This is a genomic window from Lelliottia sp. (genome assembly GCF_045627565.1).
Lineage (GTDB): Bacteria > Pseudomonadota > Gammaproteobacteria > Enterobacterales > Enterobacteriaceae > Enterobacter.
The window spans coordinates 136741-161482 of record NZ_JAZQNX010000008.1 but is presented as its reverse complement, the minus strand read 5'-3'; the positions used below and the strand labels follow the sequence as shown (position 1 = coordinate 161482).

At 53.3% G+C, this 24742-nt stretch carries 25 protein-coding genes; 10 read left to right on the top strand and 15 right to left on the bottom strand.

Annotated elements, in window-relative coordinates:
• The first annotated feature begins 193 nt into the window (after nucleotides 1-193).
• Nucleotides 194-535, top strand: coding sequence for a FlxA-like family protein (locus ACKI5T_RS05625; protein WP_015959932.1), 342 nt, complete (start codon nucleotides 194-196; stop codon nucleotides 533-535).
• Here ACKI5T_RS05625 and ACKI5T_RS05620 read toward each other — a convergent pair.
• A complete protein-coding gene (locus ACKI5T_RS05620; protein WP_015959933.1) occupies nucleotides 532-1467 on the bottom strand; it encodes a LysR family transcriptional regulator in 936 nt (311 codons plus the stop codon). The two genes, ACKI5T_RS05625 and ACKI5T_RS05620, sit on opposite strands and share 4 nt — an antisense overlap.
• An 89-nt stretch (nucleotides 1468-1556) precedes the next feature.
• On the opposite strand from ACKI5T_RS05620, the gene ACKI5T_RS05615 reads away from it, so the two are divergent.
• A complete protein-coding gene (locus ACKI5T_RS05615) occupies nucleotides 1557-2552 on the top strand; it encodes a bile acid:sodium symporter family protein (RefSeq protein WP_407436180.1) in 996 nt (331 codons plus the stop codon).
• Here ACKI5T_RS05615 and ACKI5T_RS05610 read toward each other — a convergent pair.
• The 3 genes from ACKI5T_RS05610 to zipA all read right to left on the bottom strand — a co-directional run bounded on the left by ACKI5T_RS05610 (nucleotide 2549) and on the right by zipA (nucleotide 5802).
• Nucleotides 2549-2764: a DUF3820 family protein gene (locus ACKI5T_RS05610; RefSeq protein ID WP_015959935.1), complete on the bottom strand. Its 216-nt coding sequence runs from the start codon at nucleotides 2762-2764 to the stop codon at nucleotides 2549-2551. The two genes, ACKI5T_RS05615 and ACKI5T_RS05610, sit on opposite strands and share 4 nt — an antisense overlap.
• Before the next feature lies 1 nt (nucleotide 2765).
• Complete coding sequence (gene ligA / locus ACKI5T_RS05605) at nucleotides 2766-4781, bottom strand: NAD-dependent DNA ligase LigA (RefSeq protein ID WP_407436178.1); 2016 nt, start codon at nucleotides 4779-4781, stop codon at nucleotides 2766-2768.
• A 67-nt stretch (nucleotides 4782-4848) separates the two neighbouring features.
• Nucleotides 4849-5802: a cell division protein ZipA gene (gene zipA, locus ACKI5T_RS05600; RefSeq protein WP_407436176.1), complete on the bottom strand. Its 954-nt coding sequence runs from the start codon at nucleotides 5800-5802 to the stop codon at nucleotides 4849-4851.
• A gap of 230 nt (nucleotides 5803-6032) precedes the next feature.
• Here zipA and cysZ point away from each other — a divergent pair, with 230 nt between their 5' ends.
• The 5 genes from cysZ (at nucleotide 6033) to crr (ending at nucleotide 10823) form a co-directional block, all read left to right on the top strand.
• The gene (cysZ, locus tag ACKI5T_RS05595) at nucleotides 6033-6794 is read left to right on the top strand and encodes a sulfate transporter CysZ (RefSeq protein ID WP_407436175.1); all 762 of its coding nucleotides are present in this window, start codon (nucleotides 6033-6035) and stop codon (nucleotides 6792-6794) included.
• 162 nt (nucleotides 6795-6956) lie between these two features.
• Nucleotides 6957-7928: a cysteine synthase A gene (gene cysK / locus ACKI5T_RS05590; RefSeq protein ID WP_015959939.1), complete on the top strand. Its 972-nt coding sequence runs from the start codon at nucleotides 6957-6959 to the stop codon at nucleotides 7926-7928.
• Nucleotides 7929-8245: 317 nt separating this feature from the next.
• On the top strand, nucleotides 8246-8503 hold the full coding sequence (gene ptsH, locus ACKI5T_RS05585) for a phosphocarrier protein Hpr (RefSeq protein WP_000487600.1): 258 nt from the start codon (nucleotides 8246-8248) through the stop codon (nucleotides 8501-8503).
• Between the two features lie 43 nt (nucleotides 8504-8546).
• A complete protein-coding gene (ptsI, locus tag ACKI5T_RS05580) occupies nucleotides 8547-10274 on the top strand; it encodes a phosphoenolpyruvate-protein phosphotransferase PtsI (RefSeq protein ID WP_015959940.1) in 1728 nt (575 codons plus the stop codon).
• A 39-nt stretch (nucleotides 10275-10313) separates the two neighbouring features.
• Nucleotides 10314-10823, top strand: a complete 510-nt coding sequence (crr, locus tag ACKI5T_RS05575) for a PTS glucose transporter subunit IIA (protein WP_015959941.1) — start codon at nucleotides 10314-10316, stop codon at nucleotides 10821-10823.
• A 63-nt stretch (nucleotides 10824-10886) separates the two neighbouring features.
• Here the strand turns inward: crr and pdxK are convergent, their stop codons facing one another.
• The 10 genes from pdxK to ACKI5T_RS05525 all read right to left on the bottom strand — a co-directional run bounded on the left by pdxK (nucleotide 10887) and on the right by ACKI5T_RS05525 (nucleotide 19179).
• Nucleotides 10887-11723, bottom strand: coding sequence for a pyridoxine/pyridoxal/pyridoxamine kinase (gene pdxK / locus ACKI5T_RS05570; protein WP_407436173.1), 837 nt, complete (start codon nucleotides 11721-11723; stop codon nucleotides 10887-10889).
• A gap of 5 nt (nucleotides 11724-11728) precedes the next feature.
• The gene (cysM, locus tag ACKI5T_RS05565; protein WP_133629660.1) at nucleotides 11729-12640 is read right to left on the bottom strand and encodes a cysteine synthase CysM; all 912 of its coding nucleotides are present in this window, start codon (nucleotides 12638-12640) and stop codon (nucleotides 11729-11731) included.
• A gap of 65 nt (nucleotides 12641-12705) precedes the next feature.
• Nucleotides 12706-13800, bottom strand: a complete 1095-nt coding sequence (gene cysA, locus ACKI5T_RS05560; protein WP_407436171.1) for a sulfate/thiosulfate ABC transporter ATP-binding protein CysA — start codon at nucleotides 13798-13800, stop codon at nucleotides 12706-12708.
• Nucleotides 13790-14665, bottom strand: coding sequence for a sulfate/thiosulfate ABC transporter permease CysW (gene cysW, locus ACKI5T_RS05555; protein ID WP_407436169.1), 876 nt, complete (start codon nucleotides 14663-14665; stop codon nucleotides 13790-13792). The genes cysA and cysW overlap by 11 nt, the downstream gene beginning before the upstream one ends.
• Nucleotides 14665-15498: a sulfate/thiosulfate ABC transporter permease CysT gene (gene cysT / locus ACKI5T_RS05550; RefSeq protein WP_407436167.1), complete on the bottom strand. Its 834-nt coding sequence runs from the start codon at nucleotides 15496-15498 to the stop codon at nucleotides 14665-14667. Before cysT ends, cysW begins: the two co-directional genes overlap by 1 nt.
• A complete protein-coding gene (locus ACKI5T_RS05545; RefSeq protein WP_407436164.1) occupies nucleotides 15498-16511 on the bottom strand; it encodes a sulfate ABC transporter substrate-binding protein in 1014 nt (337 codons plus the stop codon). The genes cysT and ACKI5T_RS05545 overlap by 1 nt, the downstream gene beginning before the upstream one ends.
• 167 nt (nucleotides 16512-16678) lie before the next feature.
• A complete protein-coding gene (locus ACKI5T_RS05540; RefSeq protein ID WP_407436163.1) occupies nucleotides 16679-17578 on the bottom strand; it encodes a Dyp-type peroxidase in 900 nt (299 codons plus the stop codon).
• Nucleotides 17579-17670: 92 nt separating this feature from the next.
• Nucleotides 17671-18255: an RpoE-regulated lipoprotein gene (locus ACKI5T_RS05535; RefSeq protein WP_407436161.1), complete on the bottom strand. Its 585-nt coding sequence runs from the start codon at nucleotides 18253-18255 to the stop codon at nucleotides 17671-17673.
• 62 nt (nucleotides 18256-18317) lie between these two features.
• Nucleotides 18318-18767 carry a DUF2919 domain-containing protein gene (locus ACKI5T_RS05530; RefSeq protein ID WP_407436159.1) on the bottom strand — a complete coding sequence of 150 codons (450 nt, stop codon included), beginning with the start codon at nucleotides 18765-18767 and terminating at the stop codon, nucleotides 18318-18320.
• Nucleotides 18754-19179 (bottom strand): GNAT family acetyltransferase, encoded by a 426-nt coding sequence (locus tag ACKI5T_RS05525; protein WP_041689485.1) that lies wholly within the window; start codon nucleotides 19177-19179, stop codon nucleotides 18754-18756. Before ACKI5T_RS05525 ends, ACKI5T_RS05530 begins: the two co-directional genes overlap by 14 nt.
• Nucleotides 19180-19392: 213 nt before the next feature.
• Here ACKI5T_RS05525 and amiA point away from each other — a divergent pair, with 213 nt between their 5' ends.
• Nucleotides 19393-20268, top strand: coding sequence for an N-acetylmuramoyl-L-alanine amidase AmiA (amiA, locus tag ACKI5T_RS05520; RefSeq protein WP_015959952.1), 876 nt, complete (start codon nucleotides 19393-19395; stop codon nucleotides 20266-20268).
• Nucleotides 20265-21164 carry an oxygen-dependent coproporphyrinogen oxidase gene (gene hemF / locus ACKI5T_RS05515; RefSeq protein ID WP_407436157.1) on the top strand — a complete coding sequence of 300 codons (900 nt, stop codon included), beginning with the start codon at nucleotides 20265-20267 and terminating at the stop codon, nucleotides 21162-21164. Before amiA ends, hemF begins: the two co-directional genes overlap by 4 nt.
• Nucleotides 21165-21204: 40 nt before the next feature.
• Here the strand turns inward: hemF and maeB are convergent, their stop codons facing one another.
• The gene (gene maeB / locus ACKI5T_RS05510; RefSeq protein ID WP_407436155.1) at nucleotides 21205-23484 is read right to left on the bottom strand and encodes an NADP-dependent oxaloacetate-decarboxylating malate dehydrogenase; all 2280 of its coding nucleotides are present in this window, start codon (nucleotides 23482-23484) and stop codon (nucleotides 21205-21207) included.
• Between the two features lie 292 nt (nucleotides 23485-23776).
• Between maeB and tal the strand changes: the two genes are divergently transcribed.
• Nucleotides 23777-24727 (top strand): transaldolase, encoded by a 951-nt coding sequence (tal, locus tag ACKI5T_RS05505; protein ID WP_407436153.1) that lies wholly within the window; start codon nucleotides 23777-23779, stop codon nucleotides 24725-24727.
• Nucleotides 24728-24742: the final 15 nt, after the last annotated feature.

The following is a 24742-nucleotide window of genomic DNA, read 5'->3' as shown; positions in this document are numbered from 1 at the left end:
GCTAAAATTGCGATAAATACATCGCATCACCCCTGACTTATATCCGCAGCACCTTCATTATCACCAATACACTTTCAGCATTTCATCAATACTCTTTCAGTATCAATGCATGCAGACCCGCTAAATCTGGCAGGTACACTCAAGCTATTGTCGCTAATGCCGATATTCTTGTTTTATAGCGAGAGGAAATAACATGACAACTATCCAGGGACCCACACCATCATTACAAACCAGCAGTGGCAGCAGCAGCGCCAGTGGCAATAGTATTTCTGCGCAGATTAGCCGTATAACGTCGCAAATTACTAAGCTGACCCAGCAGTTGAAGGACGTGGCAAGCGACACCAGCGGCAGCGCTGAAGACAAGAAAAAGCAGGCTGAGCTTATTCAGAATCAGATCAAAATGCTGCAGGCCCAACTGGCGCAGTTACAGCGTCAGCAAGCTGAAGAAAGCCAGCAAAAACAAGCTCAACAGCAGAGCAAGGCCGAAGGTGTGAATTCACCTACCGCCAGTAACCAGATTGATATCTACATCTAATCGTCTGTTGCGTTAAACAACGGATCGCGTATGCGGGCCTCCATTAATTGCTGCGCCTGCATACGAACCACCTCCCATAAAGCGTGAGCCGCCCCCGAAAGCGAACGATTTTTACGCCGCGCAAGCATCAACTTGCGTTCGATGCATGGCGTGAAGCGCTTAACAACCAGCCGGCTTCCTTGAGGCAATGGCAATGCCAGTGCGGGTAAAACACTAATGCCTATTCCCGCCTCAACCATCGGGAATAACGTCGCGGGATGACCAATTTCCTGCACGATTGACGCCTTCACTTTTTGCTCAACCAGCGCCATGTCAATCAATGGGCGACTTCCGGAGGCGTAATCCTGCAGCACCAGGTTAGCCCCTTGCAGTGCCTGCCATGTAACTTCTGGCAAAGCTGCCAGCGGGTCATCGTCACGACATAACAACAAGAACGGCTCTGAGAGCACCATCTCGCATTCAAGATCCGTGACCGGACCGGGGTCGATAACAATCCCAAAATCGACATCTCCCTGTCGAATGCTCTCCAGAACCCATTGCTGTGGCCGGTCGTGCAGCACAAAATTGATATCGGGATAACGTTGATTACTTTCTGCAATACACTGCGGAATGAGATGCGCTGAAATCGTCTGGCTTGCTGCCACGCGCACCGTTCCGGAAAGCTGCTGCCCGACTCGGCCCACATCACGCAAAGTGCTATTAAGTTCATCCAACAGTCTTTCAAGACGTAAGGCCAGCTGCTGCCCCGCTTCGGTGAGCACCACTTCACGCGTGGTGCGATCGAGAAGACGCACGCCGGTTTGTAGTTCCAGCTCTTTCACGCTGTGACTCACCGCCGACTGGCTTAGGCCGATTATTTCGCCCGCGCGGCTAAAGCTTTTGGCCTGCGCGACGGTGACAAAAACACGAAGCTGACGTAACGAATAATTCATCTATTTTATTCATGAATGGATTCAATAAATCGATTTTATTTCTCAAACAGAACAAAGCACAATAGCGAAATCTGTTTTCAGGAGCGTTTATGAAACTCTTTCGCATTCTCGATCCCTTTACTCTTACCCTGATTGCCGTCGTGTTACTGGCCTCATTTTTCCCGGCCCGTGGCAGCTTCGTGCCTTTCGTTGAAGGCCTGACGACAGCAGCTATTGCCCTGCTGTTCTTTATGCACGGTGCCAAACTCTCCCGCGAAGCCATCATTGCAGGCGGTAGCCACTGGCGGCTGCATTTGTGGGTGATGTGCAGTACGTTCGTGATATTCCCCATACTCGGCGTGCTGTTCGCGTGGTGGGCACCGGTGAATGTCGATCCCGCGCTTTACACCGGTTTCCTCTATCTGTGCATTTTGCCCGCGACGGTGCAGTCAGCCATTGCCTTTACCTCTCTCGCGGGTGGCAATGTGGCGGCGGCGGTCTGTTCCGCATCCGCCTCAAGTCTGTTAGGGATTTTTGTTTCGCCACTGCTGGTCGGGTTGTTGATGAACATGCATGGTGCGGAAGGCAATCTGGAACAGGTGGGTAAAATCTGCCTGCAGTTGCTGCTGCCATTTGTGCTGGGCCACCTTTCTCGCCCATGGATTGGCGACTTTGTGGCGAGAAATAAAAAGTGGATTGGGAAAACTGATCAGACGTCGATTTTGCTGGTGGTCTATTCCGCTTTTGGTGAAGCCGTCGTAAACGGTATCTGGCACAAAGTCGGCATCGGTTCGTTGCTGTTTATTGCGCTAGTGAGCTGCGTGCTGCTGGCGATAATTATTGCGGTAAACACGTTTGCCGCGCGTCGATTCGGATTTAATAAAGCCGATGAAATCACCATCGTCTTCTGCGGGTCGAAAAAGAGTCTGGCGAACGGCATACCGATGGCCAATATTCTGTTCCCGACGTCGGTCATTGGGATGATGGTACTGCCGCTAATGATCTTCCACCAGATCCAGCTCATGGTGTGCGCGGTGATGGCACGACGCTACAAACGTCAAACCGAAAAGCTGGCGCAGGAAGAGTCCCACGCCGCAAAAGCTTAAGGCCGTTTGAGGGGCTGAACCAGATGGCTCAGCCCTTCTGTTTTGATAAGCAGCGTGATTGCCATCAGCTCGCCCAGCCGTCCGGCAGGAAATTCATCCTTTCGCGCGAACCACAATAAATACTCTTCTGGAACATCAATCAGCCGACGGCCTTTGTATTTCCCAAAAGGCATTTCGGTATTCGCGATTTCGACGAGCTGTTCTTTCTCCACGCTATTCCCCAAACAGACGCAGCATTTCCACTTCGTCAATCACGTCAATACCCAGCTCCTGGGCCTTCGCCAGTTTTGAACCGGCCGCTTCTCCAGCAATTACCAGATCGGTTTTCTTCGACACGCTGCCCGCCACTTTAGCGCCAAGTGCGACCAGACGCGCTTTAGCATCGTCTCGCGACATCTGGCTCAGGCTACCGGTCAACACCACCGTTTTACCGGCAAATGGACTGTCGATTTCTTCGACATTGATAACCACCGGTGCGGGCCAGTGAATGCCCTCTTCCAGCAGTTTGCCGATCACGTCGCGGTTACTCTCTTCAGCAAAGAAGTTAAAAACGTGAGTGGCGACAACAATTCCGACGTCTGGCACTTTTTGCAGGTCGTCAATCGTCGCCTTTTCAAGCTGCTCAAGCGTACCGAAATGAGCCGCCAGACCTGCTGCCGTTGCCTCACCCACTTCGCGAATACCCAGCGCATACAGGAAGCGGGCAAACGTCGTTTCTTTCGCCTTCTCCAGCGCATTAACGACGTTTTGCGCGGACTTCGGCCCCATTCGGTCGAGTCCGGTCAGCTTGCCAGCGCTCAGGCGGAACAGATCGGCAGGCGTGTGGACATACTCTTTCTCAACCAGTTGGTCGATGATTTTATCGCCCATCCCATCCACATCTAACGCTCGGCGCGAAACAAAGTGCTTGAGTGCCTCTTTGCGCTGAGCGCCACAAATCAAACCGCCCGTGCAGCGCGTTACCACTTCGCCTTCCACACGTTCGACATCGGCTCCACAGACGGGACAATGGGCGGGGAAAACAATCTCACGGGTATCGTCAGGGCGCTCAGATTCCACGACGTTAACGACTTGGGGAATGACATCACCGGCACGACGGATAACGACTTTATCGCCAATACGCAGGCCCAGGCGCGCAATTTCGTCGGCATTATGCAAAGTCGCGTTGCTGACCAGCACGCCCGCGACCTGCACCGGCTCCAGTCGCGCAACAGGCGTGATAGCGCCAGTGCGTCCAACCTGGAACTCCACGTCGCGCACAAAGGTCATCTGTTCTTGCGCAGGGAATTTGAACGCGACGGCCCAGCGCGGCGCGCGGGCGACAAAGCCCAACTGTTCCTGAAGCGCCAGGGAATTCACTTTGATCACCACGCCGTCGATATCAAACCCCAGCGACGGGCGGTCTTCTTCAACTTTGTGATAAAACGCCAGCACGGCTTCGGGAGAGTCGCACAGCTGTACGCGGTTGCTGACCGGCAGGCCCCACTCTTTAAACTGCAGCAAACGCCCCAGATGGGTATCAGGCAATACGCCCCCCTCCAGGATACCGACGCCGTAGCAGAAGAAAGTGAGCGGTCGCTTCGCTGTAATGCGTGGATCCAGCTGACGCAATGAACCTGCTGCGGCGTTACGCGGGTTAGCGAAAATTTTCCCGCCGGTGCGACGCGCTTCGTCGTTGATCTTCTCAAAGCCCTTCTGCGGGAGGAAAACCTCACCACGCACTTCAAGACGCGCGGGAATGTTGTCGCCACGCAGCGTTAATGGAATGGCGCGAATGGTCCGTACGTTGGCGGTGATATCTTCGCCTGTTGTGCCATCGCCACGCGTAGCTGCGCGCACCAGCAGACCATTTTCATACAAAATACTGACAGCCAACCCGTCAAGCTTGAGCTCACAGCACCAGGTCAGTGTATCCGTGCTTTTCAGCCGGTCCTGCACGCGCTTGTTGAACGCAAGAAAACTCTCTTCATCGAACACGTTGTCCAGCGAAAGCATTGGAACTTCGTGACGCACCTGGCTGAAGGAGGCCAACGGCGCGGCTCCCACGCGTTGAGTCGGGGAATCAGGTGTAATTAATTCTGGGTGCTGCGCTTCAAGCTCGCGCAACTCACGCATCAGACGGTCATATTCCGCATCCGGGACTTCCGGGGCGTCCATCACATGATAAAGATATTCATGATGGCGAAGTGTGGTTCTTAGCTGTGTCAGTTGTTGTTCGATTGAGTCCATAACGCACCATCAATGAGAAAAACCCCCGACATGCGGGGGTTCTGGAGGAGAGGAAGACACGCAGGAATTACGCGTTGGCTTCCTTCACTTCGCGGATGCGATCCTGATATTCGCGCAGTTTCTGCGGCGTCATCATACGACGTTGATCGTCGAGTACCATACCGCCGACTTCATCGGCGATATGCTGAGCGGATTGCAGCATCAGCTTAAAGTTTTGCAGTTCATCACCGTAAGACGGCACCTGCATAAAAATGGTGATACCCGGCGTAAGGAAATCGCCGGTCATTTCAGGATCAAACGTCCCAGGGTTCACCATATTGGCCAGGCTAAACAGCGCAGGACCGCTGCCATCAGGGCTTAAATGACGATGGAAAATATTCATATCGCCAAATTTGAAGCCTGCTTGCTGAATACTGTTAAGCAGTAATTCACCATTAAGCTGGGTGCCATGATGAGCCGCCACGTTCATGATGATGACCGTTTCTTTACGCTGCGGTTTTTCAACCACTGGCGCTTCTTCTACAACCGGTTCTGGCTCAACAGTCGGTGCAGGCTGAGTCTGGACAGGCTGAGGGTCTGACTGCGGCTGCTGAACAGGTTGCACAGGTTGAGGCTGCTGAACCGGCTGTGGCTGCGCGACAGGCTGTTGATGCACTGGCTGCGGTTGTGGCTGGCGGACCGGCTCTTCCACAGGCTGAGGTGCCTGCGGGCGCGGCTGTGCAGAAGCATACGGCGGCTGATACTGATGCTGCACAGACTGACGAGGCGCTTCTTGCTCCCCATGGCCTACGCCGGGTGCCGTATTGACCCGATGGACGCGCACTTCACCCACGCCCTCGTCGTCGTTATCTTCGATGTCTTCATCACCGTCATCATTACGGCTAGACTTCATGCGCTTCAGTGGGCGATCGCGAAACATAGACGAGCGTTCTTTACGGCTGGTCCAAAAACCATGTACCAGTAAAGCAAGTATGGCGATCGCGCCAACAATGATTAATATCAGACGCAAATCCTGCATCATTATATTCTCTGTTGTTCTAACACCTTGCCACCACGGCAAACATTTACTCACTAAGAGTATTTGCCGATTACGTCAAGTGCAAGTGTGTGCGGAGCATTCACAGCATAAAGATGGATGAAATCGTGCTTTTTGCTGTTTTTTCGAACATTTCCGAACTGGTCATTGATCCATAACTCGATAATATAGGTGAGCAATTCCACTGGTTGTGAAAAAAGGAGTACAGCCTGGTTATGGTCTCAACCTCAAATTCAGCCCCACGCAGCGGCATTGGGTATTTTTCACAGGGATGGAAACTGGTATCCCTGCCAGGTATCCGACGCTTTGTGATCATGCCTTTACTGATCAATATTTTACTGATGGGCACCGCATTCTGGTGGCTGTTTACCCAACTGGAAAGTTGGGTGCCCTCCATTATGAGCCACGTCCCAGACTGGCTGCAGTGGCTTAGCTATCTGTTATGGCCGATTGTGGTCATTTCGGTGCTGTTGGTTTTTGGCTATTTCTTCTCGACGATAGCCAACTGGATCGCGGCCCCGTTCAACGGACTGCTGGCGGAACAACTGGAAGCCCGACTGACAGGCGCTACGCCGCCCGATACTGGTGTGTTCGGTATTATGAAAGACGTGCCGCGCATCATGAAGCGTGAATGGCAGAAATTTGCCTGGTATTTGCCGCGAGCCATTGTGCTGCTCATTCTCTATTTTATTCCGGGCATCGGCCAGACTGTGGCGCCCGTTCTGTGGTTCCTGTTCAGTGCGTGGATGCTGGCCATTCAGTATTGCGACTATCCCTTCGACAACCACAAAGTGCCTTTCAAATCGATGCGAACAGCCCTTCGCAGTCAAAAAGTGATCAACATGCAGTTTGGCGCTCTCACCAGCCTGTTCACCATGATTCCTGTGCTGAACTTGTTCATTATGCCTGTTGCCGTTTGCGGTGCGACATCTATGTGGGTCGACTGTTATCGCGATAAACATGCCTTATGGAAGTAGTGCAAAACTGTGTAAACAGGAGTGGCTTATGCCTCTCCTTATTCCATACTTGAACGCATTATTTCTCAACAGCATATAGATATGCGATTTCCTTACTTCCCCATACCTTTTCAACAGGTATGCTGGAGCGGTATCCCAATTTCATACAGTTAAGGACAGGCCATGAGTAAGATTTACGAAGACAACTCGTTGACGATCGGTCATACGCCCTTGGTTCGACTGAACCGTATCGGTAATGGACGCATTCTGGTGAAGGTCGAATCACGTAACCCGAGCTTCAGCGTGAAATGCCGTATCGGTGCAAATATGATTTGGGATGCCGAAAAACGTGGCGTTCTGAAGCCTGGCGTTGAGTTAGTTGAACCTACCAGTGGCAACACCGGTATCGCCCTCGCTTACGTCGCCGCTGCGCGTGGGTATAAATTAACGCTGACCATGCCAGAAACCATGAGCATTGAGCGCCGCAAGCTGCTGAAAGCGCTGGGTGCCAATCTGGTACTGACTGAAGGCGCGAAAGGCATGAAAGGTGCCATTCAGAAAGCAGAAGAAATTGTTGCAGGCGATCCGGCTAAATATCTGCTGCTCCAGCAGTTCAGCAACCCGGCAAACCCGGAAATCCACGAGAAAACGACGGGTCCTGAAATCTGGGAAGACACGGACGGTCAGGTTGACGTGTTTATCTCCGGTGTCGGCACTGGCGGTACGCTGACCGGCGTTAGCCGTTATATTAAAGGCACCAAAGGCAAAAAAGATCTGATTACCGTTGCTGTTGAACCAACGGATTCTCCGGTTATCGCTCAGGCGCTGGCGGGTGAAGAGCTGAAGCCAGGTCCACATAAAATTCAAGGTATCGGCGCAGGCTTTATTCCGGGTAACCTGGATCTGAAGCTGATTGATAAAGTCGTTGCCATTACCAACGAAGAAGCCATCTCTACGGCTCGTCGTCTGATGGATGAAGAAGGTATTCTTGCTGGCATCTCTTCCGGAGCGGCAGTTGCGGCTGCATTGAAACTCCAGGAAGACGAAACCTTTACCAATAAGAATATAGTGGTTATCCTCCCCTCCTCGGGTGAGCGTTATTTAAGCACTGCTCTGTTTGCCGATCTCTTTACCGAAAAAGAGCTGCAACAGTAATGCCAGCATGTTAAAAACGCGTAAAAAAGCACCCTAATGGGTGCTTTTTTGTGGTCTACTTCAAACTTTTACTCCTCCTGGCATTGATTCACCCCGTCGGGTCTGGTATTTAACCTGACAATTATTTTGAAGCGCGAAATTAATCAATGTGAGAAATCGACTTGCTGAATCGATTTTATGATTTGGTTCAAGTCTTGCTTTGACTGCATAATGTTTAATGACGAGCGAAACGTCAGCGCTAACAAGACAGGCTAAAGTTAAGCCGCCAGGCTAGACTTTAGTTCCACAACACTAAACCTATAAGTTGGGGAAATACAATGTTCCAGCAAGAAGTTACCATTACTGCTCCAAACGGTCTGCATACCCGCCCTGCTGCTCAGTTTGTTAAAGAAGCTAAAGGCTTCACTTCTGAGATCACTGTTACCTCCAACGGCAAAAGCGCTAGCGCCAAAAGCCTGTTCAAACTGCAGACTCTGGGCCTGACTCAGGGCACCGTAGTCACTATTTCTGCAGAAGGCGAAGACGAGCAGAAAGCAGTTGAGCATCTGGTAAAACTGATGGCTGAGCTCGAGTAAGTTCCGGGTTCTTTTTAATATCAGTCACAAGTAAGGTAGGGTTATGATTTCAGGCATTTTAGCATCCCCGGGTATCGCTTTCGGCAAAGCACTTCTGCTGAAAGAAGACGAGATCGTCATCGACCGGAAAAAAATTTCTGCCGACAAGGTTGATCAGGAAGTTGAACGTTTTCTGAGTGGCCGTGCAAAGGCATCTGCGCAGCTGGAAGCGATCAAAACCAAAGCTGGTGAAACTTTCGGTGAAGAAAAAGAAGCCATCTTCGAAGGGCACATCATGCTGCTCGAAGATGAGGAGCTTGAGCAGGAAATCATAGCCCTGATTAAAGATAAAGGCATGACGGCCGACGCGGCTGCGCATGAAATTATCGAAGGTCAGGCAACTGCCCTTGAAGAACTGGATGATGAATACCTGAAAGAGCGTGCGGCTGACGTACGCGACATCGGTAAGCGCCTGCTGCGTAACATCTTAGGCTTGGCCATCATCGATCTCAGCTCTATTCAGGATGAAGTTATCCTGGTCGCCGCTGACCTGACGCCGTCAGAAACCGCACAGTTGAACCTTAACAAGGTGCTGGGTTTCATTACTGACGCCGGTGGCCGTACCTCTCACACCTCTATCATGGCGCGTTCACTTGAACTGCCTGCGATCGTGGGTACAGGTAGCGTGACTTCTCAGGTTAAAAACGATGACTATCTGATTCTGGATGCCGTAAACAATCTGGTTTACGTCAACCCAACCAACGAAGAAATCGAGAAACTGCGCGCCGTTCAGGAGCAAGTGGCTTCCGAGAAAACCGAACTCGCGAAACTGAAAGATCTGCCAGCTATCACCCTGGATGGTCATCAGGTAGAAGTGTGCGCGAACATCGGTACCGTACGTGACGTTGATGGCGCTGAGCGCAACGGCGCGGAAGGTGTAGGTCTGTACCGTACTGAATTCCTGTTCATGGACCGTGACGCCCTGCCAACCGAAGAAGAGCAGTTCGCAGCCTATAAAGCAGTTGCTGAAGCTTGCGGTTCTCAGGCCGTTATCGTGCGTACCATGGACATCGGCGGCGATAAAGAACTGCCGTACATGAACTTCCCGAAAGAAGAGAACCCGTTCCTGGGCTGGCGTGCAGTGCGTATCGCTATGGACCGCAAAGAGATCCTGCGCGATCAGGTCCGCGCGATTCTGCGTGCATCCTCCTTCGGTAAACTGCGCATTATGTTCCCGATGATCATCTCTGTTGAAGAAGTGCGTGCACTGAAGAAAGAGATCGAAATCTACAAACAGGAACTGCGTGACGAAGGCAAAGCCTTTGATGAGACAATCGAAGTCGGCGTGATGGTAGAAACACCGGCCGCCGCCGTTATTGCTCGTCATTTAGCCAAAGAAGTTGATTTCTTTAGTATCGGCACCAATGATTTAACGCAGTACACTCTGGCAGTTGACCGTGGTAATGATATGATTTCACATCTCTACCAGCCAATGTCTCCATCCGTACTCAACCTGATCAAGCAAGTTATTGATGCTTCTCATGCTGAAGGCAAATGGACTGGCATGTGTGGTGAGCTTGCAGGCGACGAACGTGCTACACTTCTGTTGCTGGGTATGGGTCTGGACGAGTTCTCTATGAGCGCCATTTCCATCCCGCGCATTAAGAAGATTATCCGTAACACGAACTTCGAAGATGCGAAGGTGTTAGCAGAGCAGGCTCTTGCTCAACCGACAACGGACGAGTTAATGACGCTGGTTAACAAGTTCATTGAAGAAAAAACAATCTGCTAATCCACGAGATGCGGCCCAATTACTGCTTAGGAGAAGATCATGGGTTTGTTCGATAAACTGAAATCTCTGGTTTCTGATGATAAGAAAGACACCGGAACTATTGAGATTATTGCTCCGCTGTCTGGCGAAATCGTGAATATCGAAGACGTGCCGGATGTTGTTTTTGCCGAGAAAATCGTTGGTGATGGCATTGCTATCAAACCAACCGGCAACAAAATGGTTGCGCCAGTTGACGGCACCATCGGTAAAATTTTTGAAACTAACCATGCGTTCTCTATCGAATCCGATAGCGGTATCGAACTGTTCGTCCACTTTGGTATCGACACTGTCGAACTGAAAGGCGAAGGCTTCAAACGTATCGCAGAAGAAGGTCAACGTGTGAAAGTTGGCGACACAGTGATCGAATTCGATCTGGCCCTGCTGGAAGAGAAAGCCAAGTCTACCCTGACTCCGGTTGTTATCTCCAACATGGACGAAATCAAAGAACTGATCAAACTGTCTGGCAGCGTGACCGTGGGCGAAACCCCAGTGATCCGCATCAAGAAGTAATTCTTGCCGCACAGAGAAATGGCGCCCTAGGGCGCCATTTTTGTTTATGTCGTGAGCGGTTTTTTATACCGGGAGTATCAACTCGTCGAAACCTTTTTGCTGGGTGTACTTCATTACTTCCGTCACCCGATCGCCTGCACGACGTATCGCCTCTGCAACGTCACTACCCTGCACAATGCCGCTCACCAACTCTGAACAGAAGAGATCGCCGGTTCCTTTCAAATCGGTCGCGACACGCGGATGATGAGTCACCACAACATCCTCTTTTGTCACCAACACCACATGAATATTTTCGGGATCAGCGGCCACTGGCGCGCTGGTAATCGCCACCCATTTGAGTGTCTCTGACAACAATGCTTTTGCCGCTGAAACGGCGCTTTCAGGGGTACGGCACGACTGGCCGCTCAGCACTTCAAGCTCAAAGACGTTAGGGGTAATGCCCTGCGCCAGTGGCAGCAAGTGCTCACAATAGGCCTTAGGGATTTCAGGATTAACGTACATACCGCTGTCGATATCCCCCATCACCGGATCGACCAGTACCAGCAAATCGGGATGCTGTTGCTTCACGGTTTTAAGCCATTGCGCCAGGATTTTAATCTGACTGGCGCTGCCCATATAACCGGTTGTCACGGCTTTCAGCTCGCGTAACACGTCGCGTTCTTCCAGCGCCTTCAGGTAACCGCTAAACCAGTCGTCCGGGATCACGCCACCGTAAAACGTGTCGTAATGCGGAGTATTGCTGAACAGCACCGTTGGAACGGCCGTCACGGTGAGCTGATGCAGTCTAATGTTTGGCACCGCGATACTGTTGCCCACACTGCCGTAAACCACCTGCGACTGCACAGCCACAATATCGGTCTGCTGCGCGCGGGTTTTATCCCGAAATAAAATCATCTCCATGACGCTTAAATCCCAGCCCCCTGCGAATAACTCTCTTCACCAAAAACGCCGGTAGAAAGATAACGATCGCCGCGGTCGCAAATAATCGCCACCACTCGCGCGCCCGGATTCTGCTGGGCAACCCGCAATGCTCCTGCTACCGCGCCCCCCGAACTGACGCCGCAGAAAATACCTTCGCGTACCGCCAGTTCACGCATCGTATTTTCCGCCTCGCGCTGATGAATATCCAGTACGACATCCACCAACGATGCATTAAAAATGCCCGGCATATACTCCGCAGGCCAGCGGCGGATCCCAGGAATACTGCTGCCCTCTTCCGGTTGCAAGCCAACAATCGTCACTGCAGTGTCCTGTTCACGCAGAAAACGAGAAACGCCCGTGATCGTCCCCGTCGTTCCCATACTCGAGACAAAATGCGTGATTCGCCCTTCTGTCTGCTGCCAGATTTCCGGCCCCGTTGTGGTGTAATGGGCATAAGGATTATCAGGATTGTTGAACTGATCCAGCAATTTACCCTCACCGCGCTGTGCCATCTCGAGGGCCAAATCGCGGGCCCCTTCCATGCCCAACTCTTTCGTCACGAGAATCAGCTCTGCGCCATAGGCACGCATCGCAGCGCGACGCTCCTGGCTCATGTTGTCCGGCATCAGCAGCTTCATGTGATAGCCTTTCAGTGCGGCAATCATCGCCAGCGCAATACCCGTGTTTCCGCTGGTCGCTTCGATCAGCACATCGCCGGGCTGTATTTCGCCGCGCTTTTCAGCCTCGACAATCATCGACAGCGCCGCGCGATCTTTGACGGAACCCGCCGGATTATTACCTTCAAGTTTGACCCAGACTTCACTGCCGTTGGTTGGCCCCATACGCTGCAGTTTGACCAGAGGGGTATTGCCGATGGTTTGCTCTAATGTGTTCACGGTTTTTGCTCAAAAAAAGCCCGGGAGCGCAACGCCACCGGGCGATAAACATACTGATTAACCTATCAGGCTGACTCGGCCAGAGCAAGGTCCTCACGCGCTTCGATTCGCTCGTTACCGTGATAAATACGCGCATTCTGCAAGCCGACAAACAGCCGCTCACCGCGGTACGGCGGCTCCTCATCACGCATCACCACGGTCAATGGTTCGGTATACCAACCTAGCGGCTGTACCACCAGATGGGTGTAGTGCCCTTTAGGACTCGCTTCCAGAACCTGCACCGGAAGCGGTGAATCAAGGCTGGTTCGGCGGCTCACGTCTATTTCCCAAGGACGCAGGAACAGATCGACCGGTCCCTGATGAGAGGGCGTATACCCCAGCAGCCAGCGATGCGCGCCGACATGGAATTGTCCGCCACGGATAGTGCCCTGCATGCGGTTCACTTCGCCCATAAACTCCAGCACAAAACGGGTTGCCGGTTCGCGCCACAGCTGTTCTGGTTCATCAACCTGCTCAATATTTCCCTGACTCATCACGACCACACGATCCGCAACTTCCATCGCCTCTTCCTGATCGTGGGTCACAAACACGCTAGTAAATTTCAGCTCTTCATGCAGCTGTCGCAGCCAGCGACGCAACTCTTTACGCACCTGTGCATCCAGCGCGCCAAAGGGCTCATCAAGCAGCAGAATTTGCGGCTCAACCGCCAGCGCACGTGCCAGGGCCACACGCTGCTTCTGTCCACCGGAAAGCTGCGCCGGGAACCGATCGGCCAGATGTGCCAGTTGCACCATCTCAAGCAGTTTGGTCACTTTTGCTTTAATCGCGGCCGCATCAGGGCGCCCACGGCGTGGGAGAACCGTCAGGCCAAACGCGATATTGTCGAAGACGGTCATATGGCGGAACAACGCATAATGCTGGAATACAAAGCCAACTTTACGGTCCCGGGCATGCAGGCGACTCACATCGGTGCCGTGAAAGCGGATATGCCCGCTGGTCTGATGCTCAAGTCCGGCGATGATCCGCAGCAGCGTGGTTTTACCGGAGCCAGATGGCCCCAGCAACGCCACCATTTGTCCGGAAGGGATATCCAGCGAGATATCATTCAGCACCTGGGTGCGACCAAAAGACTTCTTAATATTGGCAATCTCAATGCTCATGATTTCCCTCCTGATGCAGACGTTTTTCCTGATTCTCTAAACGCCACTGCACTATACTCTTCAAAAACAGGGTCAAAATCGCCATCAGCGTCAGCAACGCTGCGGCAGTAAAGGAACCGACGGTGTTGTAGTCCTGTTGCAGCAATTCAATCTGCAACGGCAGAGACAGAGTTTCGCCGCGAATCGATCCCGATACGACGGATACCGCGCCAAACTCACCAATCGCACGCGCGTTGGTTAGCACCACGCCGTACAGTAACGCCCAGCGAATATTCGGTAGCGTCACACGGCGGAACATTTGCCAGCCCGATGCGCCGAGCAAAATTGCGGCTTCGTCTTCGTGGCTGCCCTGGCTTAACATCACCGGAACCAGCTCACGCACCACAAACGGACAGGTCACAAAGACGGTCACCAGCACCATGCCCGGCCAGGCGAACATGATCTGCAGGTTGTGCTCATCCAGCCAGCCGCCCAGCGGGCCGTTCGAGCCGTAAAAGAGCAGGTAAACCAGACCGGCCACCACTGGCGACACGGCAAAGGGAATATCCAGCAGCGTGAGCAGCAGCTGACGACCCGGGAAGTCAAAGCGCGTCACCAGCCAGGCCAGCAAAACGCCAAAGACCAGGTTCACCGGCACGGTAATCAGGGCAATCATCACGGTCAGCCAGATCGCGTGCAACATGTCCGGATCGGCCAGGTTTTTCAGTACCGGCATCAACCCCTGGCTGAAGGCATGAACAAAAATATAAACCATTGGCACGACAAGGATTAATGCTGATACCAGCACGCCTGTACCAATCAGAAACCATTTTCCCCAGTTTATACGGGGTGCGTCATAGCGCTTCAATTGAGCAACGATCGCCATTAATGACCTACCACACGTCGACCAAAGCGACTTTGCAGAGTGTTAATTGAGAACAGCAGCAGCAGCGATGCGGCCAGGATCACCGAGGCAATCGCACTCGCTGCCGGGTAATCAAACTCCTGCAAACGGACAAAAATCATCAGCGAGGTCACTTCCGTTTTCCACGCGATGTTCCCGGCGATAAAGATCACCGCGCCGAATTCTCCGAGGCTACGGGTAAAAGAGAGCGCCACGCCGGCCAGCAGTGCCGGAGAAAGCTCGGGCAACACCACTTTGCAAAAGCTCTGGATGCGCGTTGCACCCAGTGTTTCCGCCGCTTCTTCGTACTCGGGGCCTAACTCTTCGAGTACGGGCTGCACGGTACGCACCACAAACGGGATGCTGGTGAAGGCCATCGCCACCGCAATACCGAGCCAGGTGTAGGTCACTTTGATATCAAACTTTGCCAGCCACTCGCCGTAAAAACCGTTTACCGAAAAGAGCGACGCCAGCGTTAAACCGGCAACCGCCGTTGGTAGTGCGAAGGGCAGATCCATTAACGCATCGAGCAACGTACGACCCGGGAAACGGTAGCGGGTTAAGATCCACGCCATCAGCAGGCCGAACACACCGTTAAAAATCGAGGCCACAAATGCCGACAGCAGCGTCACTTTATACGCCGCCACCACCTGCGGGTTGGTGACCACTTCCCAGTACTGCGACCAGCTCATGTCAGAGAGCTGCATCACCAGCGCGCTCAGCGGCAGCAATAAAATCAGGCAGACGAACAGCAGGCTGGTCCCGAGGCTTAACGTAAAGCCCGGCAGCACGCGTCTGGAGGACACTGCAAACATTACTTACGCCCCGCCGCCAGCAGTTTGTCTAACTCACCGCCGGTGACAAAATGCGTTTTCATCACTTCCGGCCACGAGCCGAATTTGTCTTCCACGCGGAACAGCTCTGTCTGCGGGAATTTATCTTTCAGTTTGTTCATCACGTCCGGATTGTTCACGCGATAGTAGTAATCGGTAATGATGGTCTGCGCCTGCGGACTGTAAAGGAAATTCAGGTAATCCTTCGCGGCCTTTTCGGTCCCGTTGGCTTTGACGTTTTTATCAACCCAGGCAACCGGGAACTCCGCCAGAATATTGGTCTCAGGAATCACCACCTCGAAACCCTGCGCTTCGTACTGTTTGCGAATGTTGTTCACTTCCGATTCGAAACTGATCAGCACATCACCCAGCCCACGCTCTGCGAACGTGGTTGTCGCCCCGCGACCACCGGTATCAAACACTTCAACGTTTTTCAGGAACTGCGTCATAAACTGTTCGGTTTTGGCTTTGTCGCCACCGTCCGCTTTGTCAGCCGCACCCCATGCCGCCAGATAGGTATAGCGCGCGTTACCGGACGTTTTTGGATTCGGGAAAATCAGCTTCACGTCAGGACGCACCAGATCGTTCCAACTGTGAATATTTTTCGGGTTACCCTTACGCACCAGGAAGCCCATGGTGGAGTAGAACGGCGAGCTGTTATTCGGCAAACGGCTCTGCCAGTTCGCTGGGATCAGGTTGCCTTTGTCATGCAGGATCTGCACGTCGGTAATCTGGTTGTACGTCACCACATCGGCTTTCAGACCCTGCAAAATCGCCAGCGCTTGCTTTGAAGAACCGGCGTGAGATTGTTTGATGGTCAGCTTGTCGCCGTTGTTCTCTTTCGCCCACTGCTGTTCAAACGGTGGATTCAGGGCGGCAAAAAGCTCGCGCGAAACATCATAGGAGCTATTGAGCAACTCAGTGGCCTGCGCCTGCCCCATCAGCAATAAACCCGCCATTGCCAGAGTGCTCTTTTTCAGTACGGTAACGACCATTGCTCGCCCTTATAAGTGTGATGACTATCTTATGTTCATCATATTTATAACGAGTACTAAAGGAGTAACGGTTTTATATACCGTTTGGTGATTTGGAAGCAGAAAAGGGAATAAGGGGAGGGGGAATTCCCCTCTCCCTAAAGGAGAGGGTCAAGGTGAGGACTCACTTACAGCGCAAGCAAACGCTCAACGGACGGCGCGAAGTAATAGCCGCCGGTCACCGGCTTGGTGAAGCGTAGCATGGCGTCGCGCTTGCCGTCGGTATCGCCAAACATGCTCAGCAGCTGCTGCTCGATGTTATACAGGCGCGCGCAATAGGCGCAAAAATACAGACCGTGCGTGCCGCTTGCCGTGCCGTAAGGCAGGCTCTGGCGGACAATTTTCAGGCCTTTGCCGTCTTCTTTCAGGTCAACGCGGGTCAGGTGAGAGGTCACCGGGCGGTCGTCGCCGTCGATCTCTTCGTTGGCGTCTTTCGTGCGACCAATCATCATTTCCTGATCGTGCACGCTCATGCGGTTAAGCTGTTTGAGATTGTGCTCCCAACGCTGCACGAACACGTAGCTGCCACCCGCGTCCACGCCATCTTTGATGACCGCCACGTCGCGACGCGTCTCTTCGCCCGCCGGGTTTTCCGTGCCATCAACAAAGCCGCTCAAATCGCGATCTTCCACCCAGCGGAAGCCATGAACCTCTTCCTGCACTTCAACGCTGTCACCAAAGGCTTCCACCGCAGCCTGCGCCACCGAGAAGTTCACATCGTGACGCAGAGAAAGGATATGGATCAGCACGTCGTATTGGGTCGCGGGAGCCAAACCTTTACCGTAAGGGATAAAGTCTTTTAGCTCTTCTGCCCCTTCGCCACCGCTCAGTTGACGCCAGACGTTATTGCCAAAAGCCACGACGGCGCCAAGATGCGCGTCCGGGAATTTAGCCTGAAAGGTGGCCAGTTTATCGATAAAAATTTTACTGGCCGCACGCAGGGCATCCATATCCCCTTTGACATTGGCTTCAATCCAAATCGCCGCGCGGCAATGTTCTGGCAAAATGCCACTCTGAACCTGAGACATCGCTCCTCCTGAAAAAAAGATGCCACGAAGTCGTGGCATTGATGGCGGCTATTATACCTGGATTTCAGCGAGGCGGCTTGTCCAGGCGCAAATTACTGCTTCCAGATAATCTTGCTGATTTTCCAGTTTTTGAGCGTATCGTCAGACGGCATTAAGCCTTCCGGGCCACTCCATTCGCCGGTGAAGAGATAGCTAATATGCTGGCGGCCATCGGCTTTACATTCCACAGCGACTTTCTCTTCAGCAACGGCGCTGGTGCAGTTACCGAACGCTTTCTGATAGAGCTCGCTGAATGGTGTCCCCACCTTCACGCCGGTGTCGGTTTCAATCTCGCTGTCCATCACGTCGATGCGATTTACCGTGCCTTTATCGCCGTTAATCACCATCGCCAGCTTGTCGTCTTTCAGCGCTTCAAAGTAGCGGACGATATTGCCATTTTCCGTTTTCATCCCGCTGCGCAGGCGGTAACCGCTGCCTAATGCGGATTCGATGGCGTCCTGATCCAGCGCCGTTGCGGCGGTAATATTACCCACGCCTTGGTCGGTCACTTCGGTGGATGAACCAAACCAGTTCCACGGATACGCCGCCGACCAGTTAATCGAGGAGATCGACGAGAGTGTCGAACACCCCGTTAAAACCAGCGGCAAAGCACATAAAACTAAACGCAGCGATTTCATTGAAACGTCCTTTCGTGTTAATTCAACGCTTGTTGGAGTGCAGCATCGGTAAAAAGTGCCGTTTAATCTTTTTCGAGGGCAAAACTGGCGCGCAGGCGGGGATTGGTCAAAAACCAACTCAGCGCCACGATGTCGACAACCACCAGCGTAATCCCGATACCGCTCAGCGGCTCACCGTAAAACCAGAGCAACGGTTGCCAGACAAGTAACGCAACCTGCGCCAGAACCAACATCCATCGCAGGCTATTCCACACGCGCGGGAAATGCTGCCGACGTCCGCTCAGCAAAAAAGCCACTACCGCAGGCACGCCGGGCAATAATCCGAGCCAGAAATTATCATGATCGGGATAGAACAAATTCAGCAGCGTATTTCCCTGATCGCGCGACGCCCCTGCCACCACGAACAACACCCAGGTTCGGGCCTGGAGCAACAACACGCACCAGAATAAAAATGGCAGTCTGACGCGCCCGTGCACGTCATAATCGCCGGGATGGAATTCAGTACTCTTCATCTTCGATCAGGCGCTTACCCAGATTCAACACGTCGGCATGTTCATAGCCGAGGCGTTCATACATCCCCAGCACCACATCGTTATCTTCGCGCACCATGATTTGAATCTTCGGACAGCCACGCGCGATCAACTTCTTTTCCAGGCGATTAAGCAACGCATTGGCAATGCCGCGAGCGCGGTATTCCGGGTGCACACCCAGGTAATAGGCCGAGCCGCGATGCCCGTCGTAACCGCCCATCACCGTGCCCACCACTTCGCCGTTCACTTCGGCCACCAGGAACAGACTGACGTCATGATTAACCTTTCGCTCGATATCCATTTCCGGATCGTTCCACGGACGCAACAGATCGCAGCGCTCCCAAAGGGTAATCACCTCTTCGAAATCTTCCTGGCGAAAAACGCGTATCTCCATGGTATTAACCGCCTTTTTGGGTTCAAAAACAGTGATTATGACGCGAACGCCGCCTTTAGCCAATAACCGGCGAAAAAGGCGTGAAATTTTGGCATAATGTCACTCTGTCACGTATTGAAATGAAAAGTAAAACAATTCTCAACATGGACTGTCGTAACGGAAAACGCGATACGATATAACACCAGGACTCCAATTTTTTACAATCCAGGCCGCATGAGCACATTCAAACCATTAAAAACACTCACATCGCGTCGTCAGGTTCTCAAAGCGGGGCTGGCGGCCTTAACGTTAACCGGCATTGCGCAAGCGCAAGCAAAAGATGACAGCACGCTGAAAACGGCTAACGGTCACAGTAAACCGAAGGTTAAAAAGGCAGGAGCAAAGCGGGTCGTGATGCTAGATCCCGGTCACGGCGGCATCGATACCGGGGCTATCGGGCGCAACGGTTCTAAAGAAAAACACGTTGTGTTGGCGATTGCGAAAAACGTCCGCTCAATCCTGCGGAGTAACGGCATTGACGCGCGTTTAACCCGCAGTGGCGACACTTTTATTCCGCTGTACGATCGCGTGGAAATCGCCCACCAGCACGGCGCGGATCTGTTTATGTCGATCCATGCTGACGGTTTTACCAACCCAAGCGCGGCCGGTGCTTCCGTGTTTGCATTATCGAATCGCGGCGCGAGTAGCGCCATGGCGAAATACCTTTCCGATCGCGAAAACCGCGCGGATGAAGTGGCCGGTAAAAAAACCACCGATAAAGATCATCTGCTGCAACAGGTTTTGTTTGACCTGGTCCAGACGGATACCATCAAAAACAGCCTGACGCTCGGCTCGCACATTTTAAAGCGCATTAAGCCCGTGCATCGCCTGCACAGCAAAGGGACCGAGCAAGCGGCGTTTGTGGTGCTGAAATCGCCGTCGATTCCGTCTGTGCTGGTCGAAACCTCATTTATCACCAATCCGGAAGAAGAGCGCCTGCTCGGAACAACGGCGTTTCGCCAGAAAATCGCCAATGCGATTGCCTCCGGAGTGATCAGTTATTTTAACTGGTTCGATAACCAAAAAGCCCACTCGTCGAGACGCCGATGAAACCGAATGTACAGCAGGTCAAAACGTTTCTGATGCAGCTTCAGGATGACATTTGCCAGAAACTCAGCGCCGTTGACGGCGGCGAATTCCACGAAGACAGCTGGCAACGTGAAGCCGGTGGCGGCGGACGCAGCCGCGTGTTGCGTAACGGCGGCGTCTTCGAACAGGCAGGCGTTAACTTTTCTCACGTTCATGGCGATGCGATGCCTGCCTCAGCGACGGCGCATCGTCCGGAGCTGGCCGGGCGCAGTTTTGAAGCGATGGGCGTGTCGCTGGTGGTTCATCCGCACAGCCCTTTTGTCCCAACCAGCCACGCCAACGTGCGCTTTTTTATTGCTGAAAAGCCCGGAGCTGATCCGGTCTGGTGGTTTGGCGGTGGTTTCGACTTAACGCCCTATTACGGATTTGACGAAGATGCCGTGCACTGGCACAGCACCGCGCGGGATATCTGCCAGCCGTTTGGCGAAGAGGTTTATCCGAAGTATAAAAAATGGTGCGATGACTATTTCTATCTTAAGCATCGCGATGAACAGCGCGGCATTGGCGGCCTGTTCTTTGACGATCTTAATGCGCCAGATTTTGACACCGCGTTTAACTTTATGCAGGCCGTCGGCCAGGGATATACCGACGCCTACCTGCCGATAGTGGAACGTCGCAGAAACACCGATTATGGCGTACGCGAGCGCGAGTTCCAGCTGTATCGCCGTGGGCGTTACGTGGAGTTTAATCTGGTGTGGGATCGCGGCACGCTGTTTGGCCTGCAAACCGGTGGGCGCACGGAGTCGATTCTGATGTCGATGCCGCCGCTGGTGCGCTGGGAATACAGTTTTGAACCAAAAGAAGGCAGCCCTGAGGCTGCCCTTGCTGAGTTTATAAAAGTGCGGGACTGGATTTAAAAACGCTTCCCCTCTCCCCACAAGGGAGAGGGGAAAACAGTTACAGCGGCTGCGTCTGCGCTTCAACCACCGCCAGCGCCACCATGTTCACAATGCGACGCACAGAAGCAATCGGCGTTAACACATGCACCGGTTTCGACACGCCCATCAGCACCGGTCCGACCGTCACCCCTTCAGAACTCGAAACGCGCAGCAGGTTGTAGCTGATACGCGCCGCTTCAACGTTCGGCATAATCAGCACGTTCGCCGAGCCTTTCAGCGGGCTGTCCGGCATACGTTCGTTACGAATGCTTTCGACCAGCGCGGCATCGCCGTGCATCTCACCGTCAATCATCAGCTCCGGCGCACGTTTGCGCACCAGTTCCAGCGTCTCGCGCATTTTGCATGCCGCCGCAGATTTGGATGAGCCAAAGTTCGAGTGCGATAGCAGCGCCACTTTCGGTTCGATACCAAAACGACGCACGGTTTCAGCCGCCATCACGGTGATTTCTGCCAACTGCTCCGGCGTAGGATCGTCATTGACGTAGGTATCCGCGATAAAGGTGTTGCCGCTTGGCAGCAACAGCGCGTTCATCGCACCAGCGGTGTGGACGCCTTCGCGATAGCCGAAAATCTCCTGCACCACGCTGAAATGTTCGTGATAATCGCCAATCGTACCGCAGATCAGCGCATCCGCTTCGCCACGATGAACCATGATCGCGCCGATCACCGTCGTGTTAGCAATCACCGCGCGCTGCGCCTGTTCCTGCGTGATTCCGCGGCGCTTCATGATGCTGTAGTACTCGCTCCAGTACTCTTTAAAGCGCGGATCGGATTCGTTGTTAACGATCTCAAAATCCACGCCCGCCTTAATTTGCAGGCCAAGTTTCTGGATACGCATTTCGATAACGCTCGGACGACCAATCAGAATCGGTTTCGCCAGCCCCAGCGACACCAGTTCCTGCGTGGCATGCAGCACACGCGCCTCTTCCCCCTCGGCCAGCACCACGCGTTTTGCGTCGGTACGCGCCTGCGAGAAAATCGGTTTCATGAACAGGTTTGTTTTGTAGACGAATTCAGTGAGCTTATCGACGTAAGCGTCAAAATCCTGAATCGGACGCGTCGCCACACCGGAATCCATTGCCGCTTTGGCAACGGCTGGGGCGATTTTGACGATCAGGCGCGGGTCAAACGGTTTAGGAATAATGTAATCCGGGCCAAAGCTCAGATCCTGATCGCCGTACGCGGATGCCACGACTTCGCTTTGCTCGGCGTGCGCCAGTTCAGCAATGGCGTGTACCGCCGCCAGCTTCATCTCTTCGTTGATCGCCGTTGCGCCCACGTCCAGCGCACCGCGGAAGATGAACGGGAAGCACAGGACGTTGTTCACCTGGTTCGGATAATCTGAACGCCCGGTACAAATAATCGCGTCTTCACGCACCGCTTTGGCCAGCGGCGGCAGGATTTCCGGTTCCGGGTTCGCCAGCGCCAGAATCAGCGGTGCGCGCGCCATTTTCTTAACCATTTCCGGGGTTAATACGCCAGGGCCTGAACATCCCAGGAAAATATCCGCACCGTCAATCACGTCATCCAGAGTGCGTTTGCCGTCATCTTCCACCGCGTACGCGGCTTTGGTTTCGGCCATGTTTGGCTCGCGATCTTTGTAGATAACCCCTTTTGAGTCGCACACCACAATGTTGTGCTTCTGCATGCCCAGCGCCACCAGCAGGTTCATACAGGCAATCGCCGCCGCACCCGCTCCGGACACCACCATGCGAACATCAGAGAGCGTTTTCTCGACCACGCGCAGACCATTCAGAATGGCGGCTGTGCTGATGATCGCTGTGCCGTGCTGATCGTCATGGAACACAGGAATGTTCATACGTTCACGCAGTTTCTGCTCAATGTAAAAACATTCCGGCGCTTTGATGTCTTCGAGATTGATCCCGCCGAACGTCGGTTCCAGCGCGGCGACCACATTGATGAATTTATCCGGATCGAGTTCATCCACCTCGATATCAAACACATCGATTCCGGCGAATTTTTTGAACAGTACGCCCTTGCCTTCCATCACCGGTTTTCCGGCCAGTGCGCCGATATTGCCCAGCCCAAGCACTGCCGTACCGTTAGAAATAACGGCAACCAGATTGCCACGCGCGGTGTATTTGAACGCGGCGAGTGGGTCTTTTTGAATCTCAAGACAAGGCGCCGCCACGCCCGGCGAATAGGCCAGCGCCAGATCGCGCTGAGTGGCGAGTGGCTTAGTCGGTGAAACCTGGATTTTGCCCGGAACTGGGAATTGATGAAAATCGAGGGCGCTCTGTTTTAACTGATCATCCATCTTGGTGTTCCTTTCACGTATCGATCAAAAAGGGTGGCGTGCTCACGTTCCTGATGCTCACCCTGGAGTGGCGCATAGTATCGCCCCTGACAGCCCTGCAAACTTTGAAGGCTGCCAAACTCTCACCATCCCAGCGCAAAATTTGTTATCAATTTATAACAATCCTGTTACCCCTCCCAAAAGCAAGGTATCCCCCTTCTGCTATGCTTTTTCGTTAAGTACGTCATGTATTTCGCAGAAGTGTGAACCAACGCACTCGCCTGAGACTTTGTTTTCGAAGGAGTATTTCTTTATGAACCAACTAGACGGCATCAAACAATTCACAACCGTGGTCGCGGACAGCGGCGATATCGAGTCGATTCGTCACTACCAGCCACAAGATGCGACCACCAATCCCTCGCTGCTGTTGAAAGCCGCGAGCCTTGAGCATTTCAGCCATTTGATTGACGACGCTATCGCCTACGGTAAGCAACGCGGCAAGACTCAGGAACAGCAAGTGGCTGAAGCCAGCGACAAACTGGCGGTGAATATCGGTGCGGAAATTCTGAAAAGCATACCCGGACGCGTCTCGACGGAAGTGGACGCGCGCCTGTCATTCGACCTGGAAAAAAGCATCGCCAAAGCGCACCGATTGGTCGAGCTGTACCAGGAGCAAGGCATCGATAAATCCCGCATTTTGATCAAACTGGCCTCCACCTGGGAGGGCATCCGCGCCGCCGAAGTGCTGGAAAAAGAGGGGATCAACTGCAACCTGACGCTGCTGTTCTCGTTTGCACAGGCACGCGCTTGTGCTGAAGCGGGCGTGTATCTGGTCTCTCCGTTTGTCGGTCGTATTTACGACTGGTATCAGGCCAAACAACCGATGGAACCGTACGTGGTGGATGAAGATCCTGGCGTGAAATCGGTGCGCAATATCTACGATTATTACAAACAGCACCGCTACGAAACCATTGTGATGGGGGCAAGCTTCCGTCGTATTGAGCAGATTCTGGCGCTGGCGGGCTGCGACCGCCTCACCCTCTCCCCTAACCTGTTACAAGAGCTTCAGGACCACGATGAGCCGGTGATGCGCAAGCTGGTGCCTACCTCTACCGTGCTGCCAAAACCGAAACCGTTAACGGAAGCCGAGTTCCGCTGGGAACACAATCAGGACCCAATGGCCGTGGATAAACTGGCAGATGGCATCCGCCTCTTCGCCGTTGACCAGCGCAAACTGGAAGATCTTCTTGCCGCCAAACTTTAATCTCGCCATGGAGTG